The organism is Rhodanobacter sp. B05 (genome assembly GCF_002001085.1).
In the GTDB taxonomy this organism is placed as follows: domain Bacteria; phylum Pseudomonadota; class Gammaproteobacteria; order Xanthomonadales; family Rhodanobacteraceae; genus Rhodanobacter.
This window is the reverse complement of sequence record NZ_MUNU01000009.1, coordinates 61,978-82,980: the sequence shown is the minus strand read 5'-3', so window position 1 is coordinate 82,980 and position 21,003 is coordinate 61,978. Positions and strand designations below refer to the sequence as shown.

The window sequence follows — 21,003 nt, the reverse complement described above, 5'->3', positions numbered from 1 at the left end:
GCGCCAACGGCGCCGTTCGAGCCCTTTCCCTGGGCATCATGCCGCAGCGCGCTTATGCTGCGCGGCAGTATGGAAAAATCAACGCTCCCGGTAGGGGCCCCAGGCGGGTTCCTGGACGTTGCCCTCGGCAAGCTTGAGTCTCTCGCGAACCAGCCCGTCACTGGATACCGAATACAAAACCCCTCGGCTGCCTTCGGTTGCTGCATACAAAAGCATGCCGGCATTGGGTGCAAAACTGACCGCATCGTCCAGCGGACCGGGCGAGATGAAGCGCTGCTGCCCGCCCAGACTCTGGTCCTGAATAGCAATACGATACACGTTCCCGCTGCCCTGCACCATGGCGAGCTGCTTGCCGTCATAGCTGACCGAGGCCTTGGCGTTGTACTGCCCCTGGAATGTGATCCGCTGGGCGGTGCCACCGGCTGCCGGAATCTGGTAGATCTGCGGCCGGCCGGAACGATCGGAAGTGAAGTAGATGCTCTGGCCGTCGGGCGCCCACACCGGTTCGGTATCGATCGACAGGCTGTGGGTCAGCCGGGTTTCCTGGTGGCTGGCCAGATCGATCACGAAGATTTCCGGATTGCCCACATAAGACAGCGACACCGCCAGCTTCTTGCCGTCCGGTGACCAGGCCGGGGCGCCGTTGATGCCCTTGCGCGCCGACACCAGCTGACGCGCGCCGGTGATGATGTTCTGGATCCGGATCGACGAATTGCCATCCTCGAACGATACGTAGGCGATGCTCGAACCATCCGGCGACCACGCCGGCGACAGCAGCGACTCGCGCGAGCGCACCGCCACCTGCGGGTTGTAGCCATCCGAATCGGCCACGATCAACGAATAACTCGTCTTGTCGCCCAGGCCGACCGCGGTGATGTAGGCGATGCGGGTCCAGAACGCACCGCGCACGCCGGTGATCTTCTGATACACCTTGTCGGCGATCTGGTGCGCCACGCCACGCAGGTCGCCGGCCGGGCTGGTGAAGGTGCCCCCGAGCAGTTCCTGCTGCTTGTTGACGTCCCACAGCTCGTAGGTCACGTTGAGCGTACCGTTGCCGGCGTCGTTGATGCGCCCGACCACGATGTAATCCTGCTTGAGTAGGCGCCAGGTGGCGAACTTGATGTCCGAACCCTGCGACGGCGTCTCCACGATGTCGCTCTTGGCCAGCGACTTGAACTTGCCGGAGCGGTTGAAATCGTTGCGCATCACGTCGGCGACGTCGGTGGTGAGGGGCGTGCCGCCTTGCTGGGCAAACGGCACCACCACGATCGGGGTCGCGGTCTTGACGCCGCCCACGATATCGACCGTCAACGGCGACTGCGCGGCGACCGGGCCGACGAACAACGCCGCCACGGCCAGCAGGATAATGGCGAAACTTGAGCTGAGTTTGCGCATGGGCTTGATCACTGCGGCCTGAAGGTGAAGGTGAGGTTGCGTCGAAACACTTTTTCGAAACCCTTGTAGGGCAAGGTCTTGGTGCGCAATACCGCGTTCTCGACGGAGCGCCTGCCAGCTTCGTCGTAGGGGCAACTGGGGTCAACATTGGCGCTCAGAACGTCGCCGCCGGGTGATTGCACGATATGAACATCGCAGGGAACACTCGGCATGTTATCCGGACGCGTCCAGTTCGGTGTGACCGCATTCTGAATGGCCGCTACATATTCGCTGCTCAGGTCGCTGTCCGGGCTGTTGTTGCCGGTCTGCAACTGGCTGGCATTAGGCACATCGGAGCGGGCATTGTCCTGGGCGTTCTTGAGGTCCTCCATCTGCTGTCTGGCCTGCTTGGCCTTGCTGTCCAGCTGTCTGGTCTGGGCCGACGCCGCATCCATCTTGGCAAACAGGGCGTCGATCTTCTTTTTTTCCTCTTCCTTCTTCTTGGCCGCCTGGGCGTCCAGCTCGGACTGGCGCTGGCGCTCCTTCTCTTCCTGCACCTTCTTGGCCTCGTCGGCCTTCAGCGCGGCATCCTCGACCACGCGCTCCTGATCGACCGTATCGGGGTGCTTCGGCGGTGGCGGCAACTGGCTGACCGCCGGCTTCTCCGGTGGTGGCGGCGTGGGTGGGGTCACGCTGGGCGGCGGCGGCACCGTGTTGGGCACCGGCTTGACCTTGACCGCCTTCGGCGGCGGACTGCCGGTGGGCCCGATCAGGGTGGCCTCGATGATCGGACCCTGCAGGTGCAATGGCGCGGTGCAGGTGATCGGGTTCATCGACGCCGGCAAGCCGAGCGCAGTCACGAACGCCTCGTACTTCGAGCACGGCAGGATGGCGAGGAACAGGAACGCCACGATACCGATGTGCAGGATGGCGGAGAGTACGACCGCCTTCGGCGTCGCCCTACTTTCGTCCATGGGACGTGCTCTTGTCCTGATCGGTCGGCTCGCCTGGCTGGCCCATCAGGCCGACCTTGGCCACGCCGGCCTGCTGCAGGTCGGCCAGCACCTTGAACACGCCGCCGTAAGGGCCGCGCTCATCGCCGCCGACCAGCACGCTGACCTCGGGATTCTCGCGCACGAACGCACCCACCTTCAGCTTGAGCGTATCCGCGTCGACCAGCTCCTTCTTGGCGCCGCTGAGGGTCAGGTACATCTGGCCGTCCTGCAGTACCGAGACCAGCACGGGGTCCTTCTTCTGCTGCAGCGACTTGGCATTGGCCTGCGGCAATTGCACGTCGACGCTGGAGTTGAGCATCGGCGTGGTGACCATGAAAATGATCAGCAGCACCAGCATCACGTCGATGTAAGGCACCACGTTGATTTCGGATTTGAGCTTGTAGCGCTTCTGGCGCCCTGAGGTTCGCATGACTGCTGCTCCGCTCAGGCGACGTCGTCGGTCTGGATCTGCCGCTGCAGCACGGAGGAGAACTCCTCCTGGAACACGTCGTAGCGCGAGGCGATGCGCTCGACCTTGGTGGCGTAGCGGTTGTACGCCCACTGTGCCGGGATCGCCGCGAACAGGCCCATCGCGGTGGCGATCAGTGCCTCGGAGATGTGCGGGGCGACCACCGCAATGGTCACGTCCTTCATCTCGCCCAGGCCCTGGAACGCGCCCATGATGCCCCACACCGTGCCGAACAGGCCCACGTAGGGGCTGATCGAGCCGACGTTGGCGAGGAATTCCAGATTGCGCTCGAGCAGGCCGATCTCGCGCGTGCCGGCGACCTGCATCGCGCGCTCGGAACCCTCGATCACGCTGCGCGTATCGTGTGTCTTGCGTTGCCGTTGGCGGGCAAACTCGCGGAAACCCGACTCGAAGATGTTCTCGATGCCGCCGTTGTTGCCGCCGCGGTTGCTGACCTCGCGAAACAGCTGGGCGAGGTCGCCACCGGACCAGAAGCGCTCCTCGAACGCCTCGGCATCTTCCAGCGCCGCCTTGGTCTGCGTGTACTTGCGGATGATGATCACCCACGACAGGAACGAGCCCACGAGCAACACGGCCAGCACCAGTTGTACCGGCAGGCTCGAATCCGCGATCAGCGTGAAAACGTTCAGTCCACTGTTCATTGCTTGCAGGTTCTCCGCCGGTTCGGCTTGGGTGGGTCTAGGGTAAGGCTTGCGGGATCAGGTCGGACGGAATCTGCGCCGGGCGCATGCGCGCCAGGTCCACGCAGGCCACCCGCACGCTGGCGCGGATCAGGCAACTGCCGTCCGTCTTCGTGATTGTCTGGGCGAACAGGATACTGGCTGAACGCCACGCTTTGACTTCGACCGTTACCGACAGTTCATCATCCAGCAGGGCTGGCTTGAGGAAGTCGATCTGCATGTCGCGCACCATGAAGGCCAGCCCGGTGGCCTGCTTGAACGCCATCTGGTCGACCCCGAGCGCGCGCATCCACTCGCTGCGGGCGCGCTCCATGAAGCGCAGATAGCCCGCGTGATAGACGACGCCACCGGCGTCGGTGTCTTCCCAGTAGACCCGCACGGGCCAGTGGAACGGCGTGGCGGGCGACTCAGACATCACCGGCGTCGCCGGCGTCGCCGTTGAACAGATCCGCCACCGGCGCCTGCCGGGATGGCGGCACCAGGCCGAGGTAACGCCAGCCCCTGGGGCTGATCATGCGGCCGCGGGCGGTACGTACCAGGTAGCCCTGCTGGATCAGGTACGGCTCGACCACGTCTTCCAGCGTGCCGCGATCCTCGCTCAGCGCGGCAGCCAGCGACTCCACGCCGACCGGGCCACCGTCGAAGTTCTCCACGATCAGTCCGAGCAGGCGCCGATCCAGCTCGTCGAAACCTTCCGGGTCGATCTTCAGCATGTCCAGCGCCGCCTGTGCCGCCGCCAGCGTGATCTCGCCGCCGGCGCGCACCTCGGCGTAGTCGCGCACACGGCGCAGCAACCGGTTGGCGATGCGCGGCGTGCCGCGCGAACGGCGGGCGATTTCCTGCGCCCCTTCCGGTGCGCACACGATGCCGAGAATGCGCGCCGCGCGCCGCACGATCGCGGTGAGCTCCTCGGCGGTATAGAACTCCAGCCGCTGCACGATGCCGAAGCGATCGCGCAGCGGCGCAGTGAGCATGCCCGCACGGGTGGTCGCGCCGATCAGGGTGAATGGCGGCAGATCCAGCTTGATCGAGCGGGCACCCGGGCCCTCGCCGATCATGATGTCGATCTGGAAATCCTCCATCGCCGGATACAGCACCTCCTCGACCACCGGCGACAGCCGATGGATCTCGTCGACGAACAGCACGTCGTTCGCCTCCAGGTTGGTCAGCAGTGCGGCCAGGTCGCCCGCGCGCTCCAGCACCGGGCCGGAGGTGGAACGCAGGTTGACGCCCAGCTCGTTGGCGATGACGTGGGAGAGCGTGGTCTTGCCCAGCCCCGGCGGGCCGAAGATCAGCACGTGATCCAGCGCCCCGCCGCGCCTGCGCGCCGCCTCGATGTAGATCGACAGCTGCTCGCGCACCGTCTGCTGGCCCAGGTACTCGGCCAGCCGCTTCGGCCGGATCGTTGCCTCCAGCGCGTCGTCGTCGAGCTGGGCGGCGGCGGTGATGATACGGGCTTCGGTCATGCGCGCATTATGCCGGCTGCGCTCGACAAATGGAGAGAAAAGCCCGAGTCAAGGGCAGTTGCATGCCATGCGCCAAAGAAGTGCTTTCCTGCACTTCTTTGGCTCGCCAGGGCCGGGCTACGCCCAGCCCTGGCTCCGCGGATCCATCGTGGATCGCGGTAGAGGTCTGATCCGCTGCGCCGATCAGATCTCTACCTGCGTCCCCAGCTCGATCAGGCGATTGCCGGGAATCTGGAAAAACGCCGTGGCCGGCATCGCATTGCGCGAGAGGATCACGAACAACTTGTCGCGCCAGAACGCCATGCCGGGACGCCGCTTGTCCGCAATGACGGTCTCACGCGACAGGAAGAACGTGGTATCCATCATGTCGAACCCCAGCCCATCACGGGCGCACTGGGTCAGCGCCTGAGGCACGTTGGGGTCCTCGGCAAAACCGAAGCGCAGCGTCAGCGAGAAAAAATTCCCGCTCAGCGGCACGATGTGGATGCGTTCGTCCGGCTCGGCCATCGGGGTCTCCAGTATCTCCACCGTCAGCAACACGTTGCGCTCGTGCAGCACCTTGTTGTGCTTGAGGTTGTGCAGCAGGGCATGCGGCACCGCGTGGAGGTTGGCGGTGAGGAATACCGCCGTGCCGGGAACACGCAACGGCGGGTGCGCCTCGATGCTCTCGATGAACGGCGCCAGCGCCAGTCCACCCTGCTTGAGGCCGCGCAGCACCAGCTCACGACCACGCCGCCAGGTCGTCATCATGATGAACAACAGTACGCCCAGCACCAGCGGGAACCAGCCGCCGTGGGCGATCTTCAGGGCGTTGGCGGCGAAGAAGGCCAGGTCCACCGTCAACAGCAACACGCCGACCAGGGTCACCCAGAACCAGTTCCAATGCCAATGCTTGCGCGCCACTACCAGCGCGAGCAAGGTGGTGACGGTCATCGTTCCGGTCACCGCAATGCCATAGGCGGCACCGAGATTGTCGGAGCTCTGGAAGCCCAGTACCGCACCAAACACCATCACCATCAACAGCCGGTTCACCCACGGCACGAAGACCTGGCCCGACATTTCGCGCGAGGTATGCACCACCGCCATCCGCGGCGAATAGCCCAGCGACATCGCCTCGCGGGTCATGGAAAAGGCGCCGGAAATCACCGCCTGCGAGCCGATCACCGCCGCCGCCGTGGCAAGGGCGATCATCGGGTACAGCAGCGAGACCGGGACCATGTGATAGAACGGCCCTTCGATCGCCGCCGGATTGCTGAGCAACAAGGCGCCCTGGCCGAAATAGTTCAGCAGCAGCGACGGCAGCACGAAACCGAACCAGGCCAGGCGTATGGGTTTCTTGCCGAAATGGCCCATGTCGGCATACAAGGCCTCGGCGCCGGTAAGTGCCAGCACCACACCGCCGAGCGCGATGAATGCGCCGTAGCCATGGCGCATGAAAAACTGAAACGCATAGCCGGGGTTCAGCGCCGCCAGCACCTGGGGGTGCAGCACGATCTGGCGAATGCCCAGCACCGCCAGTACCAGGAACCACAGCACCATCACCGGCGCGAACATCCGGCCGACGATATGCGTGCCGTAGCGCTGCAGCGCGAACACCCCGGCCAGGATCAACAGCGCGATCAGCACCACGAATTGCGCCAGCGCCGGTTCGGCCACCTTCAGCCCCTCGACCGCGCCGAGCACCGTGATCGCCGGGGTGATGACGCCGTCGCCGTAGAACAGCGATGCACCGAAGATGGCGAGCACCGCCAGCAACCAGCGCCCACGCGCGGAGCCACTGCCGAGCGAGCGCTGCGCCAATGCCATCAAGGCCATGATGCCGCCTTCGCCCTTGTTGTCGGCGCGCATCACGAAGGTCACGTATTTCAACGACACCACGATCATCAGCGCCCAGAAGATCAGCGAGAGCACGCCGAGCACGGCCGCGGGTGTCGGCGTCGCACCGTGCGTGCCCAGCGTCTCCGCCATGGTGTACAGCGGACTGGTGCCGATGTCGCCGAATACGATGCCGATCGCGCCCAGCGCGAGGGTGCTCAGTCGTGGCGACGGACCGCTGGTGGTGGTAGCTGGAGTCTTCATGTCGGGAAAGATTCGCGCTGGGGGGGGGCGACCTGGAGGCCGCTAGATTTCCACCTGCGCACCGAGCTCGATCAGCCGGTTGCCGGGAATCTGGAAGAACGCGGTGGCCGGCAACGCATTGCGCGCCATGAAGGCGAACAGCTTGTCGCGCCAGCGCGCCATGCCCGGTCGGCGCTCGTTGGAGACGATGCTTTCGCGGGACAGGAAGAACGTGGTGTCCATCATGTCGAAACCCAGCCCCTCGCGGGAACATTGCGACAGCGCGAGCGGAATGTTCGGATCCTCGGCGAAGCCGAAGTGCAGCTCCAGGCTGTAGAAATCGTCGCTGAGGCGGGTGAGCTGGATGCGCTCGTCGGCATCGGCCACCGGCGTCTCGAGAATCGCCACCGTCAACAACACGTTGCGCTCGTGCAGCACCTTGTTGTGCTTGAGATTGTGCAGCAACGCGTGCGGCACGGCCTCCTGGTTGGCGGTGAGGAAGACGGCCGTGCCCGGCACGCGGATCGGCGGATGCTCGCTCATGTTCCTGATGAACGGCGCCAGCGCCAGGCCGCTCTGCTTGATCTCGCGCACCACCAGCTCGCGGCCGCGTCGCCAGGTGGTCATCACGGCAAACAGGACCAGGCCAAGCACCAGCGGGAACCAGCCGCCGTCGGGGATCTTCAGCGTATTGGCGCCAAAGTAGCTCAGGTCGATGGCCAGCAGCACCAGGCCAACCAGGATCACCACGGTGCGGCTCCATTGCCACATGCGGCGCGCCACGATCATGGTCAGGATGGTATCGATCGCCATCGTGCCGGTCACGGCGATGCCGTACGCACCGGCCAGCGCGTTGGACGAACCGAACCCGACCACCGTGGCGAGAACAGCCACCATCAGCGCGCGGTTCACCCACGGCAGGAAGATCTGCCCGATCGCCTCGCGCGAGGTATGCACCACCTGCATGCGCGGCAGAAAGCCCAGCTGGATCGCCTGCCGGGTCACGGTGAACGCGCCGGAGATCACCGCCTGCGACGCGATCACGGTCGCGGCGGTGGCCAGTCCGATCATCGGATACAGACCCCATGACGGCACCGAGTAATAGAACGGGTTGGCGATCGCATCCGGATGCACCAGCAGCAGGCCGCCCTGGCCGTAGTAGTTGAGCAGCAGCGCCGGCATCACGAAGCCGAACCAGGCCGCGCGTATCGGGAAGCGCCCGAAATGGCTCATGTCGGTGTACAGCGCCTCGGCACCGGTCACGCACAACACCACCGAACCCAGCGCGAGGATCGAGGTCTTGCCGTGCGTCATGAAGAACTGCACCGCGTACCAGGGATCGAGTGCCCACAACACGCCCGGCGCATGGATGATGTTGGATATGCCGATGACCGCCAGGGCGAGAAACCACAACACCATGATCGGCCCGAACAGGACGCCGATCCTCGCCGTGCCGTGACGCTGCAGCCAGAACAGTCCCAGCAGCACGACCACGGTGATCGGCACGACCCACTCCTTCAAGCCCGGCGCCGCCACCTGCAGGCCCTCGACCGCGGAGAGCACCGAGATCGATGGCGTGATCACGCCATCGCCGAAGAAAAGCGCCGCGCCGAGCAGGGCCATCAGCATGATTATCCGGCGCGCCCGTACCGACTTGCCGCTGGCGCGCTGCGCGAGGGTCATCAAGGCCATGATGCCGCCCTCGCCCTTGTTGTCCGCGCGCATGACCAGACTCACGTACTTCACCGCCACCACCATGATCAGCGACCAGGTGACCAGCGACAGGATGCCCAGCACCGTGCTGGGATGCGGATGCAAGCCGTGTTCCGGCAGGAAGGTTTCATGCATGGTGTACAGCGGGCTGGTGCCGATGTCGCCGAACACCACGCCGACCGCACCGAGGATCAGCGCCGACTTCGCACCATGAACCTTGCCTGCCTCGCTGGCGGCGGACGAAACCTCCTGATCCCGCGCTTGTTCGTTCATCGAAGTCCTGGCTGCCTAGCTGCCCAGCGCAGCACGCAGTGCCTTGCGGATGATGGATTCGGCGCTGTCGCCCTCGGCGGCAACCTTCTGCACCAGTCGGGTCACCTCCGCCGGCTTGTAGCCCAGCTGCTGCAGCGCCACGGTGGCTTCGCCCGCCGCATCCAGTGGCGCCGCCACCCCCGACATGGACACTCCGGCCGCCGTGGACAGGCCATCCAGGCGATCGCGCAACTCCACCACGATGCGCTCGGCCGTCTTCTTGCCGATGCCGGGAATCTTGGTCAGCGCGACCACGTCGCCGGCATGCACCAGCCGTGCAAAATGCTCGGTGGAAACACCGGACAGCACCGCCAGGGCAATCTTCGCGCCGATCCCGCTGACCTTGAGCAGGTTGCGGAACAGCACGCGCTCGCTCTCGTGCAGGAAGCCGTACAGGCTGACGCTGTCTTCCTTCACCGCGTGATGGGTGAGCAGGATCACTTCCTTGCCGAGGCCAGGCAGGTCGTAGATCGTCGACATCGGCGCCTCGACCTCATAGCCGACGCCGCCCACCTCGACCAGCAACGACGGCGGCTGCTTCGAGACCAGGATGCCGCGCAGTCGTCCGATCATCGGCGCCGCCTCCACATGAAATTTTTCGGCATCGCCTTCATCGGCGCCGTCTCCAGGCCGTGCGCGGAATGCCCACCCGGGCCAGGCTGGCGCGCGTGTGCGCGTGAGTCACCGCAATCGCAAGCGCATCGGCGGCATCGGCCTGCAGCGGCCCCTTCAGGCCAAGCAGGATCCCGATCATGTGCTGAACCTGGGTCTTGTCGCCACGGCCATTGCCGACCACGGACTGCTTGACCTCGGTTGCCGCATATTCGTGCACCACGATCCCCCGACTGACCACCGCGCAGATCGCGGCGCCACGTGCCTGCCCCAGCTTGAGTGCCGAGTCCGGATTGCGCGCCATGAACACGCGCTCGATGCCGCACTCGATCGGCTGGTGCGCGGCGATGATGTCACAGAGTTCGTCAAAGATGCGTTTCAGGCGCAGCGGGAAGCTTGCTTCGCCAGCCACCACCAGGGCAGCGTGAAATACGTGGGTAAGCCTTCCCGTGTCGTCCACGTCGATGATGCCGACGCCGGTACGCTGGCTGCCCGGATCGATGCCGATGATCCTCGCGGAGCGGGAATCGGTCGACGAATCCTGCCCTGTCCCGTTCCCCATTTCCGATTCCCCATTTCCCGCCTTGCTGCTAGCCATCGGTTGGCAGCAAGGCGTTGTGCGACACCTCGCTCACGTCGTCCAGCGAGTCGAGCTTGTCGAGCAGATCATGCAGGGGTTCGAGTGCCTCCGCCGGCACCTCGATCCGATTGTTGGGGCGCATCACCACGCCGGCGTGCACGGCGCTCAGGCCGGCAGCGATCAGCGCCTGCTGCATCGCTTCGAAATGTTCCGGCGCGCACAGCACGGTGCTCTCGCCATGCTCGCTGACCACGTCATCCGCGCCAGCTTCCAGCGCCGCTTCCAGCACCTTTTCCTCGGCCGCCGCGTCTCCAGCGGTGGCGAACACCAACTCGCCGCAGCGGGTGAACTGGAACGCCACCGAACCCGATGTGCCCAGGTTGCCGCCGTGCTTGGTCAATGCGTAACGCACATCGGCCACGGTGCGGGTCGGGTTGTCGGTGAAACTCTCGATGATCAGCGCGATGCCGGCCGGGCCGTAGCCCTCGTAGCGCAGCTCCTGCATGTCCGCGCCGCCGTCCGCCCCCGAGCCGCGCTTGACCGCACGCTCGATGGTGTCCTTGGTCATGTTCGCCGACAGCGCCTTGTCGATGGCCGCGCGCAACCGCGGATTGCCGGCCGGATCCGCGACGCCGGCGCGCGTGGCGACGGTGATTTCGCGGATCAGCTTGGTGAACACCTTGGCGCGCTTGGCGTCTTCGGCGTTCTTGCGACCTTCGATGGACGGGCCTCTACCCATACAATGCCTGCGCCTGAATTCAAATGAATGAACCGACGATTTTACCTGAATTCGAACCACGTGCCGGACTGCGACAACATGCTCGATCAGGCCCCGTCGAAATGCCCGTGGTGCAGAAAACAGGCGGTCTGCTGCGCCACCTCGGTCGAAAACAGCAGGCCAGTGTGGTTGGTCTCGATCACGCGATGATCGGCCAACCCGGGCAGGCGGGTTTCCTCCACCGCCACGGTGCCATCGTGCTCGCCGGCAAAATGGCCGAGCATGGCACCCAGGCCAAGCGGCGTGCGGCCGGCGATCATGCCGACCTCGCGCGGCCCGTCCCAGTGCTCGAAACCCTGTTCCAGCAACTCGCGATTGTGCCCCAGCAGGACTTCGCCACCCTTTCCCCACGCGGCGAACCCGCGCGCCGCGGCGCTGCCCTTCAGCGGCGAGCCCAGGCAAACGATGCGTCCCGACGGCAGCCCCCCCTTGAGACAGGCGCGCAAGGCCAGCAGGCCGCCGAGGCTGTGGCCGACCAGATGCACGGCATCGGCCTCTCCCGCCAGGTCGATCATGCGGGTCTGCAGTCGATCCAGGATGCGCTGCTGGGTGGCCGCCACACTGAGGTAGTCGAAGCGGTGCACGCGAAAGCCCGCCTCGATCAACCGACGATGCAGCATGGACAGCGCGAAGCCGCGCATCCACAGGCCGTGCAACAGGATCACGTGCTCGCTCATGGCATGTCGCCGAAAGACCGCACGGGGAATCGTCGGCGGATCAGCCGACTGTCTCCTTGCCCGCCGCCACACGCACATGCAGCTCTTTCAACTGCGTGTCGCTCACCGACGAGGGCGCATCGGTCATCAGGTCCTGCGCACTGGTGGTCTTGGGGAAGGCGATCACATCGCGAATGGATTCCGTGCCGGCCATCAGCGCGGCAATGCGGTCGATGCCGAAGGCGATGCCGCCATGCGGTGGCGCGCCGAACTTCAGCGCCTTCAGCAGGAAGCCGAACTTCGCCTCGGCCTCCTCGGCGCCGATGCCGAGCAGTTCGAACACCGCACTCTGCATGTCCGGCCGATGGATGCGGATCGAGCCGCCACCGATCTCATTGCCATTCAGCACCATGTCGTAGCCGCGGCTCACCGCCGTGGCCGCGTGCGCACGCAGGTCGGCAATGTCGTCGATCTTCGGCGCCGTGAACGGGTGATGCAGGGCCACATGGCGCTGCTCTTCGGCGTCGTATTCGAACATCGGGAAATCGGTGACCCACAGCGGCTTCCAGCCATCCTCGACCAGGCCGCGATCCTTGCCGACCTTCAACCGCACCGCGCCCATGAAGTCGGTGACGGTCTTCCACGCACCGGCACCGAAGAACACGATGTCGCCGGTCTGCGCCGCAGTGGCCTTGAGCACGCCATCCAGCGCCGCGTCGTCGAGGAATTTCGCCACCGGCGAATTGATGCCCTCGCGCCCTTTGGTCAGGTCCTCGACCTTGAGCCAGGCCAGGCCTTTCGCACCGTAGCGCGAGGCGTATTCGGTGAGACCGTCGATATCCTTGCGCGACAACGTGCTGCCGCCGGGCACGCGCAGCGCGGCGACGCGGCCCGCCGGATCATTGGCCGGCTCGGCGAATACCTTGAACTCGACGTGCTTCAGCACGTCGGCCACATCGACCAGTTCCAGCGCGATGCGCAGGTCGGGCTTGTCCGAACCGAAGCGGCGCATCGCATCCATCCAGGTCATGCGCGGGAACGCAGCATCGAGTTCGACGCCCTGCACGTCACGGAATACGTGGCGGATCAGTTCCTCCACGAAATCCTGCACATCCTTTTCCTCGACGAAGGCGAACTCCAGGTCGAGCTGGGTGAACTCGGGCTGGCGGTCGGCGCGCAGGTCCTCATCGCGGAAGCAGCGTGCGATCTGGTAGTAGCGGTCGAAGCCGGCCACCATCAGGATCTGCTTGAACAACTGCGGCGACTGCGGCAGCGCGTAGAACTGGCCCGGATGCACGCGGCTGGGCACCAGGTAGTCGCGTGCGCCCTCGGGCGTGGCCTTGGTCAGGATCGGCGTTTCCACGTCCTGGAAACCGCGCTCATCGAGGTATCGGCGCAGGGTCTGCACCAGCTTGATGCGCTTGCGCATCATCGCCTGCATCTCGGGGCGGCGCAGGTCGAGGTAGCGGTAGGTCATCCGCATGTCCTCGTTCGGGTTCTCGTGCAGCGCGAACGGCAGGTCCTTCGCGGCGTTGAGAATCTCCACGGTGTCGGCAACGAGTTCGACCGTGCCGGTCCTGAGCTTGTCGTTGACCGCGATGCGCTTGCGCAGGGTGCCGGTGACGCGCAGGCAGTATTCGTTGCCGATCTCGTTGGCGACGGCGAAGGTCGACGCGTTCTCCCGCTCGATCACCACCTGGGCCAGGCCCTCGTGATCGCGCAGGTCGACGAAGGCGACGTGGGCCTGCAGACGAATCTTGTTGACCCAGCCGCACAGGGTGACAGTCTGGCCGATCAGCGACTCATCGATGAGGCCGCAGTAATGCGTGCGCATGCGCTGGAAACTCCGGGCCGCGGGGCGGCGTGAACGAGTGAAAAGACCCGGAATATTAACATTGCTGCGGCAACGCCGAGACGACGATGCCCGGCCGGGCGATCAAGGCCCTGCGCCGGGCACGAGCCGCGGGTCCCTGGTTACCAGCGTCGATCCACCAGGAACTGACCACGGCAGCCGTGATCGACCCACACCCCGGCGCGATTCCATCCCCAGCTGGAACCCTCGGTGCAGCGCGCATCGGACATGCGCTTGACCAGTTGCACGCGGCCGCGGCGACCTACATCGACCATGCACATCTGATACTTGTTCTTGTTGCTGTCGCACTGCAGGCGGATCGACCGGTCCCAGCCCGGCCCCGGCTGCCAGCCGCCGGGGCCGTATCCCGGACGCCCATCATCCGGCCGCCCATGCCGGGCCTCGCCGAAGACGCCGCGACAGCCGCGATCCACCCACAGCCCCTGCCGGTCCACGCCCCAGCTCTGGCCGCGGACGCACGCCCCCTTGGATTCCTGCTTGACCAGTTCGGCATCCCGCCACGGCATCTGGCAGCGATTGAACTTGCCGTTGTTGCTTTCGCAGCGGACGCCCTGCCCGCGCTGTGCATGCGCGGGCGGAGCGGCCATCAACGAGCACACGGCGACGAGACCCGCCACAACCCCCGCCACGCCCAAGTTCGATATGGACATCGGTGCACCTCTTCATATAGGGAACACTACGCAGATTCGCCGGTCACGACAGCGATCGCTCCCGACAGGGTCAGGATAGCCGACCGGGTTCCTCAGTTGGTCGCGGCAGCCTTGTCGGTGCCTGTTCCGGTGGCAGGCGCCGGCGCTGCCGCCGGAGTCGCCGCTGCCGGTGTGTCCGCGGCCGGCTTGGATGCGTCGCCACCGCTGGCCTCGGCCAGATTGCGTTTCTTGTCGCCATCCTTCTTGAAATCGGTCTCATACCAGCCGCTGCCGGCCAGCCGGAACGAGGGCGCGCTCACCCGCCGCCGCAATTGCGCCGCCGCGCACGCCGGACAGACCGTGGGATCGCTGTCGGACAACTTCTGCAACCGATCGAAGCGATGGCCGCAGGCGTTGCATTCAAATTCGTAGATGGGCATGGATATTCCGTGGTTTCGGGCCGACCCGCAGCCGGCACGAATGCATTATCTGTGTGCCGAGGCCGATTTCAATGCAGCGCGGCCTGCAGCGTTCCGATGGCCGCCGGTCCAGGGATGGACCCGCCGCCAAGGGCATCGGGGGAGTCGTGAATACTTATGCGGACACGAGCACGGGTTGCCAAAGGCGGGGAACCTGGAGGCGGGGTCCGGTACCGACGGTAACAGGTTGGGCGTAAACGTCGAAGGCATCGTCTTGCTGGCATTCACCCTGCTTGATGGCAACCCCGGCACCCACCAGTACGGCACCTCATGCAAGAACGCCACGATGTGAGTGGCAGAGCGAATGCCTGCGGCGCATGATGTGCCCTCGACGGGCCGCACCATGAGGAAAGACCCGCCGTGGCGGTGATGACCGGCAGGGCCATCGTCTCGCCAAAACACTGGGGGCAGTGCCACGACCATCGACTGGAGGGGAGCATCATGAAATACACCAAAACTATCGCGCTCGGCACCGCAATTGCCTGGGCCATCACGGCGAGCGGTGCCGTCATGGCCCGCGAGGCACCTACCTTGACCGTCGCGGTGATCGACTTCACCAACAACAGCGATTCCGCCTCCTGGTGGCATGGCGGAGTCGGTACGCAGCTCGCCGACGTGCTCAGCAATGAACTGAGCGCCACCGGGGATTTCAAGGTCATCGAGCGACAGAAAATCAATTCGGTGCTGGCGGAGCAGGATCTCGCCAGCTCGTATCGGATGCGCCCCGGCAGCAGCCCCCATACCGGCAACATCACCGGCGCGCAGTATCTGGTGACCGGCAGTGTCGCCTCGTATACCGAAGACGCCGCCAAGACCGGTGGCGGCCTCAATTTTGCCGGCTTTCATGTCGGCGGTGGCCAGGCCAAGGCCTACGTGGCCATCGACTTGCGGGTGATCGATGCGGAAACCTCCGAGGTGGTGTTCTCACGCACCGTCGAAGGGCGCAGCACCGACAAGGCCATGAATCTCGGCGGCTATCTCGGCCATGGCGTCGGCGGCGATTTCGGCCATTCGGAGAAAACCCCTGCCAGCAAGGCCGTGCGCGCCGCCCTGATCGAGGCCACCGACTATCTCGACTGCGCGATGGTCAAACGCGACGGCTGTGAAGCCAAATTCGACCAGAAGGAACAGAAGCGTCGTCAGGGCGACAAGGACGCACTCGACCTCAACTGACCCGATCGACGCTCGCCGTCGGCGCATGCGTGATGGAAGCAGGCATGCGCCGTCTCGGCCGCCACCGATCCGCTGCTCGGCAACTGGCAGGCGCAGCCGGCGAAGTTCAGACCGGCCGCGCCGGCGCGAATCCAGGGCACGCATCCGCCCCGCAATCCATTCGATGCGCGCGAGTTTCTTCCCGCGCTTCCTGTTGCGCCTCAACGCGCTACAACACTCGTCAGCACTCCCGCTGACCGTCCTTGCCGCATCGACCGGAGGCGCGGACCGCGCGTCGTCACAAACTCTTCATCTTTGACAGAGCGTTCCGCGCGGGCCTACCTTCAAACACGCAAGGATCACGGCACCCGATTTTCATCATCGATCTCGTGTGCCAACCGCGATCACGGACCCTCGATCTGCGAACACTTCCTGGTTACTGCCCAAGGGGCCGCACCATGCAGACAAAATCGGGGCTGACACCGTCCATTATCGTCGCGACCGTCCTTGCATCCAGACGCAGACCGTCGACTCGACGCCCTTCGTCCTGATCAACGGCCCGAGTGTCCTCCCTCCACGAACTCGGGCAGCCATCCAACCGGCCCCAACCTGATTTGTGAGGCACCGTACCAGCAGGCGAACGCATGGACAGTTCGGGATTCACTGCGGTTGACGGAGATGGACAACGTACACTTTTGGACGTCTATACGGCTATTGACGCTTACGCGACATGGCATTAATCTCGACTTGCTGCAGAGCAACAAACCATCCTTCAGGGAAATATCCATGAGAAAGCGCCTTCAGACCATCCTCCCGGCCTCCCTTGCAGTCGCCGTGCTTTTCGCGCTGGGCAGCACCGTCGCCAGTGCGCAGGACAGTACCTCGCCGGCAACGGCGCCATCCCCCGGCAAGGCCCAGAACCTCAGTGCGGTGATCGTTACCGGCACGCGCTCGAACAGTCGTACCGAAAGCAGTTCGCTCACTCCCATCGACGTGGTTTCGGCCAAGGTGTTGCAGCAGACCGGCACCACCGACCTGCCGACGGCGCTCGCACGCATCATCCCCTCGCTGAATTTCCCGCGCCCTGCGGCCGCCGACACCGCGGACACGCAGCGACCGGCGCAGCTGCGCGGGCTGTCGCCTGATCAAGTGCTGGTGCTGGTCGACGGCAAGCGCTGGCATCAAGGCGCGATCCTGCTCAACAACGGCGTGATCGGCCGCGGTTCGCAGCCGGTGGATCTCAACACGATACCGCTGTCGGCGATCGACCATATCGAAGTGCTGCGCGACGGCGCCTCGGCGCAGTACGGCTCCGACGCGATCGCCGGTGTCATCAATATCATCCTGAAGAAGGGCGCCAAGGGAGGCGACGTCGAAGTGTCCGGCGGCCAGTATTCCGCGGGCGATGGCCGACAGTGGCAGGGCTCGGCCAACTTCGGCATTCCGTTGAGCGGCGACAAGGGCTGGTTGCGCATCGCCCTGCAGACCGGCAACGAGGACCACACCAATCGCGCCGGACCCGACAACCGCCCGGGCTTCCCGCAACTGGGGGTGAACTTTCGCCAGGGCGACCCGGATGTGCGCGACAACAACCTGATGCTGAACGCGCAGTACGACCTGACGCCGGATGTGCAGTTCTACGCATTCGGCCACTACGGTCGCCGCCAGAGCACGTCGCCGGCGTTCTTCCGCTATGGCATCAATTCACCCAAGCCGAACAATCCCCTGATCGGGCAGGTCTATCCCGACGGCTTCCTGCCGCTGGAACACGCCGACTCCACCGACCAGTCCCTCGTCACGGGCCTGCGCGGCACGGTTGACGGCTGGCGTTGGGATCTCAGCGGCAACTTCGGCCGCAACCGGGTCTCCTACGAAACGGTACACAGCCTCAACTACGCCTACTTGAACGACTTCGGCAGTACGCCGAGCGTGTTTAACGACGGCGTCCTCAGCGCCAAGCAGGAGAGCGTGGATCTCGACATCGCCAAGGAAGTTTCCACCGGCTGGTTGCCCAATCCGGTCACCGTGGCATTCGGCGCGCAATACCTGCGCCAGACCTATGTCATTGACGCCGGCTCGCTGCCATCCTGGTACGTCGGTACGTCGGGCGTTTCAGGCGGCGCACAGGGTTTCGCCGGCTGGCAACCCGACAATGCCGTCGATGCCTCGCGCCACGATGTGGCCGAATATCTCGACCTGGAAACCAACCTCACCGACAAGTTTGCCGTGGCGGCGGCCGTTCGTCACGAGCACTACAGCGACTTCGGCAACACCACCTCGGGTTCACTGTCCGGCCGCTTCGACTTCACCGACACTTTCGCCATCCGCGGCAGCGCTTCGACGGGTTTCCGGGCTCCCGCGCTGGGCCAGGAATATTTTTCGCAGACGTCCTCGCTGTTTTTCGCCAACGGCAATTCGGCGGGCCTACCCGCGGGCATCTACAACTCGGGCCTGGTGCCGGTGGGTAGCCCGATCGCGCAATTGCTGGGCTCCGAACCGCTGAAGCCGGAGAAATCGAGGAACTACACCCTGGGCACGGTCTGGAATCCCACCAGTGCGCTGACCCTCAGCCTGGACGTCTATCAGATCAAGATCCAGAACCGCGTCGCGCTGTCGGGCGCCATCTCGACCACCGCGCCGAACGTGGTGAGCTATCTGGCGGCGAACGGCATCACCAACCTCAACTTCCGCAGCATCGACTACTTCACCAACGCTGCCAGCACGCGCACGCGCGGCGTCGATCTCGTGGCTACCTACCTAGCCGACCTTGGCAATGCGGGAACGCTCGCCACCACCCTGAGCGCCAACTACAACCAGAACTCGGTGACCAGCGTCAAACCCAACCCGGCGGTCTTGAACAGCCTCGGTGTCAATTTCGTGCGCCTCAATCGGCAGGACATCAAGGGCTACCTGGCCAATTCGAGCCCGCGCAGCAAGCTCATCCTCAGCGAGCAGTACAACGTAGGCAACTGGGGAGTGACCGGCACGCTGACCCGCTACGGCAGCTACACCAGCTATGTCAGCAGCCTGGCCACCTACAACGCCGCCACCGGTGTGGTCGATCAGACCTTCACGCCCAAGTGGATCCTCGATCTGGCGCTGAACTACCACCTAGACAACTGGATGTTCACGCTGGGCGCCGACGACGCGCTCGACACCTACCCGGACCGGAACATTCCCAACAACACCAACAATGGCACCCTGCCGTACTCGACCTTCTCGCCGTTCGGCTACAACGGTGCCTACGTGTACGGCAAGGTGCGCTACAGCTGGTGAACAAGGCCTCACCCTCGATGTTCGCCATGCCTGGCGTCCGCAAGCCCTGACCGGGACCACCGCATGCGCATCGTACTTTTCGCACTGACCGCGATGGCCCTGATGGCCCCGGCGCTCGCCAGCCGGGCCGACCAGGCCAGTCCAGCCAGCAGGAGCATCCCCAGTCAGGCGCTGGATGCCAGCGCCCCGGCCACGACGCGGGCAGCCTTGGCCAAGGCTCGACCGGTCAGCGCCGGGCACGCGATGGTGGTCAGTGCGCAACACCTGGCCACCGCGGTCGGGGTGGACATCCTCAAGCAGGGCGGCAACGCGGTGGACGCCGCGGTGGCCGTGGGCTACGCGCTGGCGGTGGTGCATCCGTGTTGCGGCAACATCGGCGGCGGCGGTTTCATGCTGGTCCACCTGGCCAGCGGCAAGAGCGTGTTCCTGGATTTCCGCGAGAAGGCCCCGCTGAAGGCCAGCGCTGCCATGTACCAGGATGCCGACGGCAACGTGATCAAGGGCAAGAGCACGGGAACATGGTTGGGCGTGGGCGTGCCCGGCACCGTGATGGGCCTCGATGCGGCGCTGCAGAAGTACGGCACGATGCCGCTCTCGAAGGTGATCGCACCGGCGATCAAACTGGCCCGCGACGGTTTCGTGTTGCAGCAGGGCGACATCAACATCCTCAACGAGCGGGCCAAGGATTTCGCCAGGCACCCCCATGCCGCGGCGATCTTCCTCAACCATGGCAAGCCTTACGTGGCGGGTGAACGCCTGCGCCAGGACCAGCTGGCGCATACGCTGGAACAGATCGGGCAACGCGGCGACGCAGCGTTCTACCACGGCGACATCGCACGCGCCGTGGTCGCGGCCAGCCAGGCAGGCGGCGGCATCCTGTCGATGCAGGACTTCGCCGACTATTCAGTGAATTGGGACACTCCGATTCGTTGCGACTACCGCGGCTACACCATCGTTTCGGCGCCGCCGCCAAGTTCCGGCGGCACCACGATCTGCGAGATCCTGCAGATCATCAAGCCCTACCCGCTGGATCAGTGGGGCTACGGTTCGGTCAACAGCGTGCACTACCTGGTGGAGGCGGAGCGTCGCGCCTTTGCCGATCGCAATACCTACCTGGGCGATCCCGCCTTCGTGAAGAACCCGATCGACCAGTTGCTGTCGCCGGAGCACGCCGCGAAACTGCGCGCCGGCATCGACCCACACAAGGCCACCCCGTCATCCGCGATCAAGGGCAGCCTGGGGCCGGTCGAGGGCAACAACACCACGCATTACTCGGTGGTCGACGCCCACGGCAACGCGGTGGCCGTGACCTACACCATCAACTACCTGTTCGGTGTGGGCCGGATCGCCGGCGACACCGGCTTTTTCCTCAACAACGAGATGGACGATTTCACCTCCAAACCGGGCGTGCCGAACAGCTTCGGCCTGGTGCAGGGCAGGATCAACCGGATCGAGCCCGGCAAGCGCCCGCTCAGTTCGATGTCGCCGACCATCGTGCTGCGCGACGGCAAGTTGTACATGGTGACGGGCAGCCCCGGCGGCTCCACCATCATCTCGACCACGCTGGAGAGCTTCCTCAACGTGGCCACCTTCGGCATGAACATGCAGCAGGCGGTGAACGCGCCACGCCTGCACCAGCAATGGCTGCCGGATGTGGTGCTGGTGGAGCCGGGCCTGCTGGCCCCCCAGGTGCAAAGCCGGCTCGAGGCGATGGGCCACCACTTCAAGACCATCAGGTCCTGGGGCGCCGACGAAGCCATCCTGGTGAACCCGAAGACCGGCATGCTCGAGGGCGCCAACGATCGCCGCCGGCCGGCCGGATTGGCGGCCGGTTACTGAGCGCGAAAGATAGCGCCGGCAGCCGTCAATGGTGCGCAGGC

The 21,003-nt window shown here is 65.0% G+C and carries 18 protein-coding genes; 3 read left to right on the top strand and 15 right to left on the bottom strand.

Annotated elements, in window-relative coordinates; all coding sequences use genetic code 11:
* Positions 1–78 precede the first annotated feature (78 nt).
* From tolB to B0E47_RS03330, 15 genes are all read right to left on the bottom strand, one after another.
* Positions 79–1,395, bottom strand: coding sequence for a Tol-Pal system beta propeller repeat protein TolB (gene tolB, locus B0E47_RS03400; RefSeq protein ID WP_077512707.1), 1,317 nt, complete (start codon positions 1,393–1,395; stop codon positions 79–81).
* Between the two features lie 8 nt (positions 1,396–1,403).
* On the bottom strand, positions 1,404–2,348 hold the full coding sequence (gene tolA / locus B0E47_RS03395; protein ID WP_077512540.1) for a cell envelope integrity protein TolA: 945 nt from the start codon (positions 2,346–2,348) through the stop codon (positions 1,404–1,406).
* Positions 2,335–2,799 (bottom strand): protein TolR, encoded by a 465-nt coding sequence (tolR, locus tag B0E47_RS03390; RefSeq protein ID WP_077512538.1) that lies wholly within the window; start codon positions 2,797–2,799, stop codon positions 2,335–2,337. Before tolR ends, tolA begins: the two co-directional genes overlap by 14 nt.
* Positions 2,800–2,813: 14 nt before the next feature.
* Complete coding sequence (gene tolQ / locus B0E47_RS03385; protein ID WP_077512536.1) at positions 2,814–3,500, bottom strand: protein TolQ; 687 nt, start codon at positions 3,498–3,500, stop codon at positions 2,814–2,816.
* Between the two features lie 37 nt (positions 3,501–3,537).
* Complete coding sequence (gene ybgC / locus B0E47_RS03380) at positions 3,538–3,954, bottom strand: tol-pal system-associated acyl-CoA thioesterase (RefSeq protein WP_077512534.1); 417 nt, start codon at positions 3,952–3,954, stop codon at positions 3,538–3,540.
* Positions 3,947–5,005, bottom strand: coding sequence for a Holliday junction branch migration DNA helicase RuvB (ruvB, locus tag B0E47_RS03375; protein WP_077512532.1), 1,059 nt, complete (start codon positions 5,003–5,005; stop codon positions 3,947–3,949). The genes ybgC and ruvB overlap by 8 nt, the downstream gene beginning before the upstream one ends.
* Positions 5,006–5,188: 183 nt before the next feature.
* On the bottom strand, positions 5,189–7,084 hold the full coding sequence (locus tag B0E47_RS03370; protein ID WP_077512530.1) for a potassium transporter Kup: 1,896 nt from the start codon (positions 7,082–7,084) through the stop codon (positions 5,189–5,191).
* A gap of 42 nt (positions 7,085–7,126) precedes the next feature.
* Positions 7,127–9,049, bottom strand: coding sequence for a potassium transporter Kup (locus B0E47_RS03365; RefSeq protein WP_077512528.1), 1,923 nt, complete (start codon positions 9,047–9,049; stop codon positions 7,127–7,129).
* A gap of 15 nt (positions 9,050–9,064) precedes the next feature.
* A complete protein-coding gene (ruvA, locus tag B0E47_RS03360; protein ID WP_077512706.1) occupies positions 9,065–9,661 on the bottom strand; it encodes a Holliday junction branch migration protein RuvA in 597 nt (198 codons plus the stop codon).
* Between the two features lie 37 nt (positions 9,662–9,698).
* The gene (ruvC, locus tag B0E47_RS03355; protein ID WP_077512526.1) at positions 9,699–10,262 is read right to left on the bottom strand and encodes a crossover junction endodeoxyribonuclease RuvC; all 564 of its coding nucleotides are present in this window, start codon (positions 10,260–10,262) and stop codon (positions 9,699–9,701) included.
* A gap of 28 nt (positions 10,263–10,290) precedes the next feature.
* Positions 10,291–11,019: a YebC/PmpR family DNA-binding transcriptional regulator gene (locus B0E47_RS03350; protein WP_077512524.1), complete on the bottom strand. Its 729-nt coding sequence runs from the start codon at positions 11,017–11,019 to the stop codon at positions 10,291–10,293.
* Between the two features lie 86 nt (positions 11,020–11,105).
* Complete coding sequence (locus B0E47_RS03345) at positions 11,106–11,735, bottom strand: alpha/beta hydrolase (RefSeq protein ID WP_077512522.1); 630 nt, start codon at positions 11,733–11,735, stop codon at positions 11,106–11,108.
* Positions 11,736–11,775: 40 nt separating this feature from the next.
* Positions 11,776–13,548 (bottom strand): aspartate--tRNA ligase, encoded by a 1,773-nt coding sequence (gene aspS, locus B0E47_RS03340; RefSeq protein ID WP_077512521.1) that lies wholly within the window; start codon positions 13,546–13,548, stop codon positions 11,776–11,778.
* A gap of 140 nt (positions 13,549–13,688) precedes the next feature.
* On the bottom strand, positions 13,689–14,237 hold the full coding sequence (locus B0E47_RS03335) for a DUF3011 domain-containing protein (protein WP_077512519.1): 549 nt from the start codon (positions 14,235–14,237) through the stop codon (positions 13,689–13,691).
* Positions 14,238–14,329: 92 nt separating this feature from the next.
* Positions 14,330–14,656, bottom strand: coding sequence for a zinc ribbon domain-containing protein (locus B0E47_RS03330; protein WP_077512517.1), 327 nt, complete (start codon positions 14,654–14,656; stop codon positions 14,330–14,332).
* A 480-nt stretch (positions 14,657–15,136) separates the two neighbouring features.
* Between B0E47_RS03330 and B0E47_RS03320 the strand changes: the two genes are divergently transcribed.
* From B0E47_RS03320 to ggt, 3 genes are all read left to right on the top strand, one after another.
* Entirely contained in the window at positions 15,137–15,868 is a 732-nt protein-coding gene (locus B0E47_RS03320; RefSeq protein ID WP_077512513.1) for a CsgG/HfaB family protein, read from the top strand.
* Between the two features lie 765 nt (positions 15,869–16,633).
* A complete protein-coding gene (locus tag B0E47_RS03315; RefSeq protein ID WP_077512511.1) occupies positions 16,634–19,123 on the top strand; it encodes a TonB-dependent receptor in 2,490 nt (829 codons plus the stop codon).
* Positions 19,124–19,186: 63 nt separating this feature from the next.
* Entirely contained in the window at positions 19,187–20,962 is a 1,776-nt protein-coding gene (gene ggt / locus B0E47_RS03310) for a gamma-glutamyltransferase (RefSeq protein ID WP_077512509.1), read from the top strand.
* The last annotated feature ends 41 nt before the right edge of the window (positions 20,963–21,003 follow it).